The sequence below is a fragment of the Halalkalibaculum sp. DA3122 genome (assembly GCF_043951865.1).
In the GTDB taxonomy this organism is placed as follows: domain Bacteria; phylum Bacteroidota; class Rhodothermia; order Balneolales; family Balneolaceae; genus JAMQKA01.
On record NZ_JBINJF010000001.1, the window covers coordinates 301,796 to 314,411 of the forward strand.

Sequence of the window (12,616 nt, forward strand, 5' to 3'; positions counted from 1 at the left end):
AGTACGGGAGGCTACATTACGTCGCAAACGAACTGCCGCAGCCGCAGGTTTCCTCGGCGTTGGGGTTATCGAAGGTAAAGCCGCGCGCATCGAGTCCGTCTGGATAGTCGATGGAAATGCCTTCCAGGTACATCAGGTGTTTCTTGTCCACAATAATTTCGATACCGTTGCTTTCAAATACCTGGTCGTCGTCCGATTTGTAATCAAACCCCAGCTTGTAGCTTAACCCGGAGCAGCCTCCCCCCTCGACGGCCATTCGCAGGTAGAGATCCTCATCCAGCCCTTCATCTTTCTTAATCCTGTTGACCTGACGGGCCGCCCGTTCGGTAAGTGAAACCTTGGGCCCTTTGGTGGTGGTTTTGGAAGTATCAATACCTGAAAATGCCGATTCCTCGGTTTGCTCATCAGATACATCATCATCCACTAAATCCGCAATTACGGAATCTAAATCATCGTCTTGTGCTGCTGGCATAACTCTAAGTTGGAAAATTCAGGATTCACACTTTTGGGAAAACGTAAAGTAATCAATATTGTCTTTTGTAAACAAGTTGAGCACCCCGGCACTGACTAAATTCACCAAAATACCGGAGGCTTTCCCTGACTGCACATCAATCAGGTGAGAAAACTTCTCAACCGTAATTTCTCCATATTCATTCAGATAGCGAAATAATTTCTGCTCATTGGGACCGTACTGAAAGGTAACGCCTTCGTCGGAATGCCTGTTTTTCATGACGGCCACAAGCTCGCGGCTGGCCACTTTATTCTGGTCACCCTTCCTGACATAGACCGTTTTCCTCTTCTTGTGCTGCACAAAAATCGGTTTATTTTTGGCTTCGGGCACTTTAATCACAAGCAGGTCCCGTTCTCCGAAGTGTACAACTTCAATGCTTATTTCCACGGGCGGCAGACATATTTCGCGGGTGGCCCGGTTAAGCAGGAACTCCTCTTCGTGGTAGCCCTCCACGCCCACAATCGATTTGTCGTCGTCTACGCCAATGAGCAGGGTTCCCCCTTTTGTATTGGCGAACGCAGCAATTTCTCGGGCGATCTTTTCGGCCGAAGGTATTGTACGCTTGAATTCCAGAAACTTGCCTTCGCCTGTTTGTGCAAGATTTTTAACGTCAAGATAGGACATTTCCGATTGGGTAGCCGCGCTGGATTTCTCAAAGTACATAGCCACTCAATTAATACGATTAGCCTGTTACCTTCACTAAATTAACAAAGTTTTTGACAAAACCATGAGCCAAACATTTGCTTCCACGCTCACCCGATTCAACGGCTCGCCACCGGGAATAGTACACCCAGAGGCAGGATATTTATATAACGATCTCCTCTTTGGGATCCCGCGTCATCAGATCGTACAGGATATCTTCGGGATTTTCACCTTCAAAAAGAACCCGGAATACGGCATCGGTGATCGGCATTTCAATATTCAGCTTGCGGCTCCAGTCGTGTACAGAACGGGTCGTTCGCACGCCCTCCGCAATCATTTCCATGCTGTCAACAATCTCATCCAGCTTTTTGCCCTGCCCGATCTGGTACCCCACAAAACGGTTCCGGCTGTGTTCGCTGGTACAGGTTACAATCAGGTCTCCCACTCCTGTCAGGCCAGAAAACGTGTCCTGCGACGCTCCCAGCGTCATCCCCAGCCGTTTTATCTCGTGGAGCCCACGGGTGATCAATGCCGCCTTGGCATTATCTCCGAGTTTTGCCCCGTCAATGACGCCCGCTGCAATTGCCATAATATTTTTTACCGACCCGCCGACCTCCACCCCGATGATATCATAGTTCAGGTAAACACGAAACATCGGGGTCATAAAGGTTTCCTGAATGATCCCGGCCGTTCGTTTCGAATAGGAGGTGGAGACGACCGTAGTGGGCCGAAACTTGCTGACCTCCTCGGCGTGACTGGGACCTGAAATCACCCCGATATGGTCCTGGATGATGACCCCCTCCAGCACCTGGTCCAGCACCTGTGACATCGTCATAAACGTATCGTTCTCAATGCCCTTGGCCACGCTGACGATAATCTCATCGCCGGAAAGATGACTTTTCACCCTTTTCGCCACCTCCCGCATGGCGTGTGAGGGGGTTGCGAAGACAATCATATCGCGTTTATGCAGGCACTCTTCAAGGTTTGTGTAGCATACCACGGAATCAGGAAGGGTCACATCCGGTATGTAGGTGGGATTCCGGTGATTCTGATTTATTGCATAGGCAATTTTCGATTCGCGTGCCCACAGTTGCACATCATTCCCCGCACGTGCCAGAACCACCGACAGGGCAGTTCCAAAACTGCCGGCCCCGATTACAGAGACTTTCTTCACGATGTGGCCTGCCCTTTTTCATCCTTGTTCAACCATCCGACCGCGGGCTTGAAGGAGCTGATCCGGTTTTCTTCTCCCTTCAGGAGACGCCGGATATTACCGCGGTGCTTTATTATGATTCCCAAACCGATCAGGGCCCCGAATATTAAAATACTGCCATCCAGGGGCCATCCGAACAGGTACCGGAGTATAACCAGCATGATGGGATAGATAAATGCGGCTACAAGAGAAGCCAGTGATACGTAGTGGCTGACCAGCATGACAACCAGGAATACACCCGCCGTTATGCCGACGGAGATCGGCTCAATACCGCTGAGCATCCCGGCCGCTGTGGCCATCCCCTTTCCGCCGTCAAAGCTGGAATAAAGGGGGAACATATGCCCGACAACAGCCACCACTCCACATAGAATTTGTAGAAATGGGTCTACACTCCAGTTGGGGATCACGGAAATGGGACCAGACCCAATAAAGTAGGCAAGCTGACTGATCCAAAACGAACTGGCAAATCCTTTCATAAAATCGATTAACAGCACAACCACCCCCGGTTTCCATCCCAGCAGGCGAAATGTATTGGTAGCCCCGGCGTTACCGCTGCCAAAATTCCGAATATCGACTCCTTTCACCAGCCGGCCCATCCATATAGATGAAGGGATCGAACCCACCAGGTAACTCAATATGACTACTACCGCAAGTGCTAACATACGTTATTTATTTTTTAAGGTATCTGTTGAACTTACGACTTCCCGACAACCTGCTTTATCAATTTCAACATCCGGCAGCCGGATCCGCCAACATAGATACTCTGCCTGATCATGCTCCAACTGAGCCGGCCCGTGAGCTAACTATCGGCGTTTCTTCTTCAGTAACGGATTTCCCCCCGATCCTATTCTAATCCTCTGCCCGACAGATAACAGAAAAGACCCTCACTTTTTTACACATGGCGCTCCGCATGGTAGGATGAGCGGACAAGCGGCCCACTTTCCACGTGTTCGAGTCCCATTTCTTCACCAATCCGCTTGTACTCCTTGAACTGGTCGGGATGTACCCACTCTTCCACGGGATGGTGCATCTTCGTAGGCTGCATATACTGGCCGATGGTTAGCACATCCACCCCGTAGTCAACGCAATCCTGCATCAGCTCATGTACTTCTTCAGGTCGTTCTCCCAGACCCACCATAATACCGGTTTTGGATCGCAGGCCTGCCTCTTTTACGCGCTGCAGGAGTTCCAGAGACCGCTCGTATTTGGCCTGGGGACGAACTTCGCGGTACAATCTCGGCACGGTCTCCAGGTTGTGGCTCAATACATCGGGCGGGGTATCGATCACAATCTGCAGGGCGTCCCAGACACCGCGGAAATCGGGAATGAGCGACTCGATGGTTACGCCCGGAATCTCTTCGCGCAGCATGCGGTGGCACTCGGCAAAAATGGGAGCGCCGCCGTCGTCGCGCTCATCGCGGTTTACAGATGTAATGACGACATGCTTCAGATCCATCTTTTTGGCTGCATCGGTCACGCGGCGAGGTTCATCCCAGTCGAGCCCCTGCACCGGGCGGCCGGTTTTGACGGCGCAAAAGGAGCAGGAACGGGTGCAAACATCGCCCAAAATCATAAATGTGGCCGTTCCGTTGCCCCAGCATTCACCAATATTGGGACAGCGAGCCTCTGCACAGACCGTATTCAGTGAATTCTTCTGGATCGTGTCAGCCACCTGCTTAAACTTCTCTCCGGAGGGCAGCTTCACGCGCAGCCAGTCCGGGCGTCGCTGGGTACTCTCTTCGCGGTCTATGACATTTAGCTCTTTAATCATGGAATTCATTCTTGGTTAGATACAGCCTTTTTTTCGGATGCTGTAAGATATGAAAATTGTCCTTCGAGTTCAGGCAATGTGCCATCTTTTACAATCACGGCATCGAATACGTTTTCGAAATGGGTGACAAGCTTTTTTTTGACTTCAGCGGGATCTGGCACCTGTTCCAACAGTTTTTCGAGACTGGTCACCTCCTTGTCGGTGATACCACAAGGCACAATATATTGAAAATAACTGAGATCGGTATGCACATTGAACGCAAAACCGTGCATCGTCACCCAGCGCGAGCACTTGATGCCCATGGCACAGATCTTTTTATCCCCCACCCACACGCCGGTCAGTCCCTCGATGCGCCCGGCCTCAATGCCATAGTCTGCGCAGGTGCGGATAACGACCTCCTCCAGGTAGCGCAGGTACTTGTGGATATCGGTGAAGTAGCGATCCAGGTCAAGGATCGGGTAACCGACGATCTGGCCCGGCCCGTGGTAGGTAATGTCCCCGCCGCGGTCGATCTCCACGTATTCCGCATCGATGTCGGAGAGCTCGGCCATCCCTTTAAGGAGGTGGGCGGAATCCCCGCTCTTGCCGAGGGTATAGACATGGTGATGTTCCACGAACAGCAGCACATCGTTGGGCTCATCCCCCGGCTTGTAGAGTTTCTGCTTGCGGCGCTTCAGCTTCTCATCCACCAGTCGCTGCTGAATAGCGGCCTGCAGATCCCAAACGGGCTGGTAGGGAGCGGTGCCGATATCGTGTAGTTGGATGGTTGGCATGGTAGTTTATTTTCTCGCAGAGACGCGGAGGCGCAAAGATCAAAGTTTACAGATTATTTACGACACGCTTAATGCCGTTTTTTATAAGCTTTTCATTGAAATTTATTAACAGACCAAGTTTGAGGTTTGTCAACTTCAAATACGTCAATACCTGCTTGTAGTGAAGATCAGCTAAATCTTTTACAGATTTTAGTTCTACAAGCACTTTGTTCTCGACAATCAAATCGGCACGAAAACCCAGCTCCATATTAATATCATCCCAGACTACCGGGATCGGTTGTTGGCGCTGCACTGCCATATTTTGCTTTCGTAATTCATAGAACAAGATTTCCTCGTACACCGATTCAAGGAGTCCCGGTCCCAACTCTGTGTGAATATGAAAACAAGTATCCACAATAATGCCTGAAAGATAATTCTCCGGTTTGGAGCTAATCTCAGACATTGGAATGGCAACTTGATTAAAATAAACTAACCAAAATTTCTCTGCGCCTTAGCGACTCTGCGTGAAACTTTACTTCTTGCTCGGTTGCGTACCTAAGTGCACACCAACTTTATACGCCTCGGCTACAGCCTCCATTACGGACTCGGAAAGCGTGGGGTGCGGGTGCACGCCGTGGATAATTTCGTGGCCTGTGGTCTCAAGATCGCGGGCCACGACAGCCTCGGCAATCAGCTCCGTCACGTTGGCGCCGATCATATGGCAGCCCAGCCATTCGCCGTACTTCTCATCAAAAACCACTTTTACGAAGCCTTCCTCGTGTCCATAGGCCGTGGCTTTACCGCTGGCGGAGAACGGAAACTTACCAACCAGCACATCGTAGCCTTCTTCTTTGGCCTGCTCTTCGGTGTATCCAACAGAAGCAATCTGCGGCTCACAGTATGTACAACCCGGAATGTTGTTGTAATTCATGGGATGTACCTCCTCACCGGCCAAGTTTTCCACGCAGAGAATGCCTTCATGCGTAGCTTTGTGAGCAAGCCACGGCGGGCCGGCTACATCGCCGATCGCGTAGATATTTTCAATCGAGGTTTGATAGGTCTCCTTGTCCACTTCGATGGCGCCTTTTTCATACTTCACACCGATTTCGTCCAGTCCGATGCCTTCAACGTTTCCAGTTACGCCTACAGCAGAAAGCACCACATCGGCTTCCACTTTCTCTTCCTTGTCACCCGACTTAATAGTCACTTCCACGCCGTCGCCTTTCTCTTCAACGGCTTCCACGGTGCTGCCCGTCCTGATATCCATGCCTTTTTTCTTGTAGATCTTGCCCAGCTCCTTGCCAATATCCTTGTCTTCAACGGGCACCAGCGAATCCTCCAGCTCCACGATAGTCACTTCGGTGCCGAGGGTATGGTAGAAGTAGGCAAACTCAACGCCGATGGCCCCGGCGCCTATAATCACCAGCTTTTCGGGTTGCTCTTCCAGCTGCATCGCCTTCTCGGAGTCGATCACCAGCTCGCCGTCGATCGGTATGTTTGGCAGCTCGCGCGGGCGGGCTCCGGTGGCGATAATAAATTTGTCGGCTTTGATCTGTTCACTGGTCTCATCGTCTTCGTCAACAACCTTGATCTGATCTTGTGATTCAAAGACGCCCTTGCCCTCGAATACCTCAATTTTGTTGGCCTTCATCAAAAACTGAACGCCCTTGCTCATTTTGTTAGCCACGTTGCGGCTCCGGTCAATGATGCCGCCAAAATCTGCAGAATAGTCTTTGACCTCTACGCCATAATTACCGGCGTGCTCAATATTTTCATACACCTCGGCCGAGCGCAGCAGGGCTTTTGTGGGAATACAGCCAATATTCAAACAGACACCGCCGAGATGCCGCTTCTCCACGATTGCCGTGTTAAATCCCAGTTGCGATGCACGAATGGCAGCTACATAACCGCCGGGACCAGATCCTATTACGCAGATATCAAATTCTTTAGCCATAATACTCTTTTATCAGGGTTTAATGGTTGTATTAAAAATCTTATCAAACAGAACGATTCAGCTGATTGAACGACAGCATCAAAAACGGATAGGAATATAGTGTTTTTCGTGGAGAGATATAAGCGTGGTCGTGGCTGATGGGTCTTGGGGCTTGAGTGGTGAGTGGTGGGTTGTGGGTGACAGTGCGGGAATCCGCTGGAAGTTGTAACTTGAGTATTTCCGTCAATACAGCTCCTTGCTCATGAACAGCATGCGGGGATCGCCGTTGTCAAAACCGAACCGCTCATACAGGTCGATGGCGGGATTATCTTCCCGGACCTCCAGCGTAATCCTGCAGCACTTCAGTTTCCTGGCTTTATGCTGAACGGCTCTCAGCAGTTTCTTCCCGATTCCGAGTCCCCTCCACTCTGGTACCACGGCAAGATCGTGGATATTGATCAATTTTTGTCCCTCAAATGTGGAGAAACCGACAAAACAGTTTGCAATGCCCACCGCAGCTCCATCCCTGAAGGCCAGGAGTGTAAATGCATTGGGCATTTCTGCCAATTCATGGATCAGGTTGATTCGGGTGGCATTGGGCAGCGGTTCTTCCATTCCCATCACATCGCGGGCATACATGTCGGTCAACCGCAATACTTCCGCAGCTTGCCCTTCATCACGGTAATCAGCCTCCCGTATTTCAATATCCAGCATGATAGATCCCCTCTTACTGTTGCCGTTTCTTGCCGATGATCACTATCCTGTACCTGAAACGTTATAGTTTTTTTCACGAAATTCGAAATCTTAACTATTTCCGTCCCTCTTCGACCGTGTGATTGTTTATTGCATCAACTTACGGGAATGCGGTTCCACGTTTAAAAAGTAACTCAGCTTTTTTTTTGAACAAGCGTTCAGTTTTACCACTCATGGAAAAGAATTCTGAACCATCAGCAGCGGTCGGTTTGGATGCAAATGAAATTATTTTTCCGTAAAAATTGATGTATCACAAAATAACGGAACAATCCGTAACACTCTGAGTAACAATCGAATAGAACATACCATAAAAATAAGTTACAGAAATGATGCAGTTACCACGACAATCTTTCCCGTATCTTTCTATTGTTGTCATACTATTATTTATGCTTTCATGCAGTGATAGTGCCACGGGACCCAATGGGTCGGACGACAATGGTCCGGATGACCAACAACCGGATCCGGCACCCTATTCCCATACCCGAAATCCAGGCACTTCGGCGAACGATTTTTTGGCGGACTCCAACTATACTGAGCTGGAAATTGAGATCGACTACATGGAGGGCTATGAACCCAACAGTGAAGCTTTGTCCAGCCTCGAAACATTCCTGGAGGAACGCCTGAATAAAACCAGCGTTACCATTTTGGAACCCACTCAAATTCCGGGCGGAAACCAAGAGCAATACTCGGCGGAAGAGATCCGCGATCTGGAGGAGGAGCACCGCGACAACACCACGGAAGGGGAAACCCTTTCTGCATATATGATCATAGTTGACGGTAAATACGACCAGGACAACGTACTAGGAATCGCCTACTATAATACCTCATCTGGCTTTTTTGGAGCCGCCTATGATGAGGTGAGTGGTGGAGTTGGTCAGCCGTCCCGTTACCAAACAGAGGCCACCTCGTTCCGGCACGAGTTCGGCCATCTTTTCGGCCTGGTTAACGTAGACGGATCGGGCACAGAGATGCAGCAAGACCACCAAGATGAAGAAAACGGTCACCACTGTGACAACGACAGCTGCCTGATGTACTACGCCATGGAGAGTACCGACCTGTTTGGCAGCGTATTCGGAGGAAGCATCCCGTCGCTGGACCAGAACTGTATTGATGACCTGCAAGCCAACGGCGGGCAGTGAATTAAAAATCAGGAATGAAGAATTAAGAATAGGGTGACTTTTTCAACCTGAGTGCACCTATTCTTAAATCCTGATTTTTAATTCTTCATTGGCCCTTAGTTTTGCTTGAATTTGAACAGGTTTTCGGCACCAACTTTGTCCTCGGCCTGATTGAGGGCGTAGCCGCTGTCGAACAGTACGATGGGATTCCCTTCCATATCTTTCGTGACGTGCGTGGAGTAGCTCGTTTTCAGTTTATCAATCACGTTCTCATCTTCCGGCAGCCATCGCGCCGCGTGGTAGCTGACGCTGCTCATATTCAGCTCCACATCGTATTCGGTGAGCATGCGGTGCTTGACCACATCGAACTGGAGGGCACCAACGGTTCCAAGCAAGAGCTCATTCCCGACCCCGCCCGGTACTTCAAATACGTGAACAACCCCCTCCTCGGCAAGCTGCTTCAGGCCCTCGCGCAGCTGCTTCCGCTTAAACGGATCTTTGGTCGCCACCTTCATGAAATGTTCGGGCGTAAACAGGGGAATGACGTTAAATTTTACAGGAGTATCGCTGTAGATCGTCGTGCCAATACGGAACGAACCGGGATTAAAAAGCGACACCACATCGCCGGGATACGCCTCCTCCAGGATATGGCGCTCATCGCCCATCAGGGTATGGGGTGTCGACATTCGCACTTTTTTCTCCAGCCCCGCCTGCTTTACATCGAGATCTCGCTCAAACTTCCCGGAAGTAATCCGCACGAAGGCCGCGCAGTCGCGGTGATTCGGGTTCATGTTGGCCTGTAGCTTAAACACAAACCCGGAAAAATCGTCGCCGATAAGTCGTTCCGTGCCATCCTCATTTTCATACGGCTGCGGGGGATTCGCAAGATCCGAGAAATAATCGAGGAATACATCCACCCCGAAATTATTCAGGGCTGACCCGAAAAACATCGGCGTGCACTTCCCGTTCAGGTAAGCCTCGCGATCCATCGACTCAAAAATATCCTCCACCAGCAGGGCCTCCTCGTAAAACTCCTCCTTCATGTATTCAGAGATACTGGCCTGCTCCAGCCCTTCTTCCAGTCCGTACACCTCGGTTTCCGCTTTCTGCGCCCCGTGCTTTTCTTTGCGATAAAGATAGAGCTTTTTGCCAATCAGGTCGTAGATGCCCTCAAAATCCTTCCCGTAGCCCAGCGGCCAGGAAGCGGGAATCGGCTCAATGCCGAGCTGGTTTTCCACGTTGCTCATGATCTCCAGCGGCTTCAATCCCGGGCGATCGCACTTGTTGACAAACGTGATAATCGGGATCTCCCGCATCTTACAGACCTCAAACAGCTTTTCAGTCTGCTCCTCTACGCCCTTCGCCACGTCGATCACCATCAGCGCAGTATCAGCGGCTACGAGCGTGCGCAGGGTATCCTCGGAAAAGTCCTTGTGGCCCGGCGTATCCAGCAGGTTGTACTTGATATCGTCTTTCTCAAAACGGAGGACAGAGGATGTTACCGAAATTCCCCGCTCTTTCTCAATCGCCATCCAGTCGGAGGCGGCATAGCGGCTGGCTTTGCGCTGGCGGATGGAGCCGGCCTCGTGGATCGCGCCCCCGTAGAGCAGCAGCTTTTCGGTGAGCGTAGTCTTCCCGGCATCGGGGTGAGAGATGATCGCGAAGGTACGCCGCCGCCGGGCCTCCTTCTCGATCTTATTTTTTTCTTTCGTCGCTGTATCGGTATTGGCCATAGTCTAGTTGGAGCTGGGAAATTCTTGTTTTCAGAAAGCCTTAAAGATAAGGGTTTTGGAGGGGAGTTTCACTTGCTATAGTCATGGGTCTTGGGTCGTGAGTTGCGAGAGGGCAGCCCTTTTTAAGCACTGGAGTCAAGTCCCACTCAAATGAGATGCTAGCCCGTTTCATTATTCAACATCCACCTGTTCAAGAGCTAAGATTCAAAAAAGTCCCAGCTGCTTGTCCTGCTTCTCCACTGGCCAGGCGGGCATCGGGTCGATATCGATCAGTTCCGCCAACAGCTGGTGAAACCGGCGGGCGATGGGGGGCTGGCGTGCCGGGTCGGGCGCGTGGGTAAACACGTAGGGGTGCAGTCCCTCCTTGATCCAGTCGGCGACGATGATGGCCCACTCCTTCAGGTAGGGCTCATTATTGATGGGATCGTTGGCGCCCACAAAGCGGACAAACGGGCGCGAGCCGGTCGTCTCAAAACGAACCGGCACCTTCGGCTTCTTTTTTCGGGCTTCTCGGATCGACTTTTCGTCCGATTTCATGGCGTGCAGTTTCCGGGTGTCGAATACCACGCGATCGATATTATAGCTTTTGAGCAGCCGGTTCAGGTGCCGCTCCTGGCGGCCGTGATCGAAAAAACCGGGATGCCGAACCTCTACGGCGTAGCTGAACGCGCTTGGGAGCATCGCCAGCAGATTCTCGAGCTTGCCGATCTCATCCGGGGAAAACTGCGGGGGCAACTGGATGTGGTACGGTCCCAGCCGATCTTCAATCGGCTCAAACAGATCTATAAAGTTACGGACGTCCTCCTCCACACCATGCAGGCGTTTTTGGTGTGTAATCGATCGGTGAAATTTGAAACAAAATTTAAAGCCCTCCGGCGTCTGTTTTCCCCACTTCCTGACCGTTTCAAGATCGGGTAGGTGGTAAAATGTCGTGTTCCCTTCCACCGAATTAAACACCGACGCGTACTGCCGCAGGAACTCCTTTTGTTTGGCATCATCCCTATAAAAGGTCCCGACCCAGTCTTTCAGACTCCACACCGTACATCCCAAATGATATTTAGTTATTGCCATGGTTGTCCCGTTTTATTGAGCCCGTATGACGCCGGTCCCGAAAAAAGATATAGTCCCATTATTACTCCTTGATTCCCGTTGGTCGTTTAGGCCTATCTGCTGTATCAAAAGTGGCAGAATCCTTTTGCCCAGAAGATTAAATACCGGCTGCTTATAGCTGCGCGACTGATTGGCATTTTGCAGCGAGGAGGTGAGGACGACCACCGCTTCCAGCTCCGGGATGATGAAGATATACTGCCCGCCGAATCCCCATGCAAAATAAACCTTGTGTCCGGCCACCGGGCGGTTCCACCACATATAGCCGTAATCATATGGGTTGTATTTGCTCCGGGTGTATGTTTGAAAAGATTGAGCCAGCCACGCCTTGGATACAATACGACGGCCTTCATACGTCCCCCCGCCCAATATCATCTGCCCGATCTTTAGCATATCCACCGGCTTCAGTGCCAGGTTATTTCCCCCGAAATAGTAGCCGTCAGGATCCTGCTGCCAACTGCCCGGCTGAATATCCATCGGCCCAAAAAGATATTCTTGGGCAAAATCCCGGGTGCTCATCCCTGCGCTCTTCTCGATAATAACGGAAAGCAGGTGGGAGCTGCCGGTGCTGTACTCCATGTCATCGCCCGGGGAATCGACCATCGGCTGTTCGAGTGCAAATTTTATCCAGTCGTCACTAACCACCCAGCGCCCGTAGTTATGAAAGCTGGTGGTTTCGAGCCCCGAGCGCATCGTGAGCAGGTCCTCAATCGTAATGGTTCGTTTTTCCGGATCGGAGATCTCTTCAAAATATTCCGGGAAGTACTGCTCAACCCGCACCTCCTTGTTTTCAATGAGTCCCCTGTCTATGGCGATACCCACGAGCAAAGAAATAATGCTTTTGGAAGCTGATTTTATGTTCATCGGGCGGTGGGGTGGCTGACCGTCAAAATATTGTTCCAGCAGCAGTTCTCCATTCTTTTGAATCAGCAGGCTGCGAACAGACGTTATGGCATCGGCCTGCTCGGAAATGGCGGTTAAGGATGAGCTGCTGTCTTCAGGCGCGGCAGCGGGTGCCGACAGGGCCGTTGGCGCAATATTCAATAACATCCCCAAAGCGAATAACCAAACAGTCCCGAGTGG

General features: G+C 51.0%; 13 protein-coding genes. 1 reads left to right on the top strand and 12 read right to left on the bottom strand.

Features of this window, described 5'->3' with window-relative positions; genetic code table 11:
- Positions 1-16 precede the first annotated feature (16 nt).
- From ACG2F4_RS01225 to ACG2F4_RS01265, 9 genes are all read right to left on the bottom strand, one after another.
- Entirely contained in the window at positions 17-472 is a 456-nt protein-coding gene (locus tag ACG2F4_RS01225) for a HesB/IscA family protein (protein WP_395257470.1), read from the bottom strand.
- A gap of 18 nt (positions 473-490) precedes the next feature.
- Complete coding sequence (locus ACG2F4_RS01230) at positions 491-1,174, bottom strand: helix-turn-helix domain-containing protein (protein ID WP_395257472.1); 684 nt, start codon at positions 1,172-1,174, stop codon at positions 491-493.
- A gap of 142 nt (positions 1,175-1,316) precedes the next feature.
- On the bottom strand, positions 1,317-2,327 hold the full coding sequence (locus ACG2F4_RS01235; protein WP_395257474.1) for an NAD(P)H-dependent glycerol-3-phosphate dehydrogenase: 1,011 nt from the start codon (positions 2,325-2,327) through the stop codon (positions 1,317-1,319).
- On the bottom strand, positions 2,324-3,028 hold the full coding sequence (gene plsY / locus ACG2F4_RS01240) for a glycerol-3-phosphate 1-O-acyltransferase PlsY (protein ID WP_395257476.1): 705 nt from the start codon (positions 3,026-3,028) through the stop codon (positions 2,324-2,326). The genes ACG2F4_RS01235 and plsY overlap by 4 nt, the downstream gene beginning before the upstream one ends.
- A 230-nt stretch (positions 3,029-3,258) precedes the next feature.
- Positions 3,259-4,137, bottom strand: a complete 879-nt coding sequence (lipA, locus tag ACG2F4_RS01245) for a lipoyl synthase (RefSeq protein ID WP_395257478.1) — start codon at positions 4,135-4,137, stop codon at positions 3,259-3,261.
- A 5-nt stretch (positions 4,138-4,142) separates the two neighbouring features.
- The gene (gene lipB, locus ACG2F4_RS01250) at positions 4,143-4,910 is read right to left on the bottom strand and encodes a lipoyl(octanoyl) transferase LipB (RefSeq protein WP_395257480.1); all 768 of its coding nucleotides are present in this window, start codon (positions 4,908-4,910) and stop codon (positions 4,143-4,145) included.
- Positions 4,911-4,956: 46 nt separating this feature from the next.
- Positions 4,957-5,352, bottom strand: a complete 396-nt coding sequence (locus ACG2F4_RS01255) for a GxxExxY protein (RefSeq protein WP_395257482.1) — start codon at positions 5,350-5,352, stop codon at positions 4,957-4,959.
- A 69-nt stretch (positions 5,353-5,421) separates the two neighbouring features.
- Positions 5,422-6,843, bottom strand: coding sequence for a dihydrolipoyl dehydrogenase (gene lpdA, locus ACG2F4_RS01260; protein WP_395257484.1), 1,422 nt, complete (start codon positions 6,841-6,843; stop codon positions 5,422-5,424).
- 222 nt (positions 6,844-7,065) lie between these two features.
- Positions 7,066-7,536 carry a GNAT family N-acetyltransferase gene (locus tag ACG2F4_RS01265; protein WP_395257486.1) on the bottom strand — a complete coding sequence of 157 codons (471 nt, stop codon included), beginning with the start codon at positions 7,534-7,536 and terminating at the stop codon, positions 7,066-7,068.
- A 425-nt stretch (positions 7,537-7,961) separates the two neighbouring features.
- Here ACG2F4_RS01265 and ACG2F4_RS01270 point away from each other — a divergent pair, with 425 nt between their 5' ends.
- Positions 7,962-8,714: a hypothetical protein gene (locus ACG2F4_RS01270; RefSeq protein WP_395257488.1), complete on the top strand. Its 753-nt coding sequence runs from the start codon at positions 7,962-7,964 to the stop codon at positions 8,712-8,714.
- 95 nt (positions 8,715-8,809) lie between these two features.
- Here the strand turns inward: ACG2F4_RS01270 and ACG2F4_RS01275 are convergent, their stop codons facing one another.
- The 3 genes from ACG2F4_RS01275 to ACG2F4_RS01285 form a co-directional block, all read right to left on the bottom strand.
- A complete protein-coding gene (locus ACG2F4_RS01275) occupies positions 8,810-10,426 on the bottom strand; it encodes a peptide chain release factor 3 (RefSeq protein WP_395257490.1) in 1,617 nt (538 codons plus the stop codon).
- 204 nt (positions 10,427-10,630) lie between these two features.
- Entirely contained in the window at positions 10,631-11,497 is an 867-nt protein-coding gene (locus ACG2F4_RS01280; protein WP_395257492.1) for a DUF72 domain-containing protein, read from the bottom strand.
- Positions 11,498-11,509: 12 nt separating this feature from the next.
- Complete coding sequence (locus tag ACG2F4_RS01285; RefSeq protein ID WP_395257494.1) at positions 11,510-12,583, bottom strand: serine hydrolase domain-containing protein; 1,074 nt, start codon at positions 12,581-12,583, stop codon at positions 11,510-11,512.
- Between the last annotated feature and the right edge of the window lie 33 nt (positions 12,584-12,616).

Bases quoted from the DNA above. Each gene is read 5' to 3' on its own strand.
- ACG2F4_RS01225 (WP_395257470.1), bottom strand. From the start codon at position 472: ATGCCAGCAGCACAAGACGATGATTTAGATTCCGTAATTGCGGATTTA.
- ACG2F4_RS01230 (WP_395257472.1), bottom strand. From the start codon at position 1,174: ATGTACTTTGAGAAATCCAGCGCGGCTACCCAATCGGAAATGTCCTAT.
- plsY (WP_395257476.1), bottom strand. From the start codon at position 3,028: ATGTTAGCACTTGCGGTAGTAGTCATATTGAGTTACCTGGTGGGTTCG.
- lipA (WP_395257478.1), bottom strand. From the start codon at position 4,137: ATGATTAAAGAGCTAAATGTCATAGACCGCGAAGAGAGTACCCAGCGA.
- lipB (WP_395257480.1), bottom strand. From the start codon at position 4,910: ATGCCAACCATCCAACTACACGATATCGGCACCGCTCCCTACCAGCCC.
- ACG2F4_RS01255 (WP_395257482.1), bottom strand. From the start codon at position 5,352: ATGTCTGAGATTAGCTCCAAACCGGAGAATTATCTTTCAGGCATTATT.
- lpdA (WP_395257484.1), bottom strand. From the start codon at position 6,843: ATGGCTAAAGAATTTGATATCTGCGTAATAGGATCTGGTCCCGGCGGT.
- ACG2F4_RS01265 (WP_395257486.1), bottom strand. From the start codon at position 7,536: ATGCTGGATATTGAAATACGGGAGGCTGATTACCGTGATGAAGGGCAA.
- ACG2F4_RS01270 (WP_395257488.1), top strand. From the start codon at position 7,962: ATGCTTTCATGCAGTGATAGTGCCACGGGACCCAATGGGTCGGACGAC.
- ACG2F4_RS01275 (WP_395257490.1), bottom strand. From the start codon at position 10,426: ATGGCCAATACCGATACAGCGACGAAAGAAAAAAATAAGATCGAGAAG.
- ACG2F4_RS01280 (WP_395257492.1), bottom strand. From the start codon at position 11,497: ATGGCAATAACTAAATATCATTTGGGATGTACGGTGTGGAGTCTGAAA.
- ACG2F4_RS01285 (WP_395257494.1), bottom strand. From the start codon at position 12,583: ATGTTATTGAATATTGCGCCAACGGCCCTGTCGGCACCCGCTGCCGCG.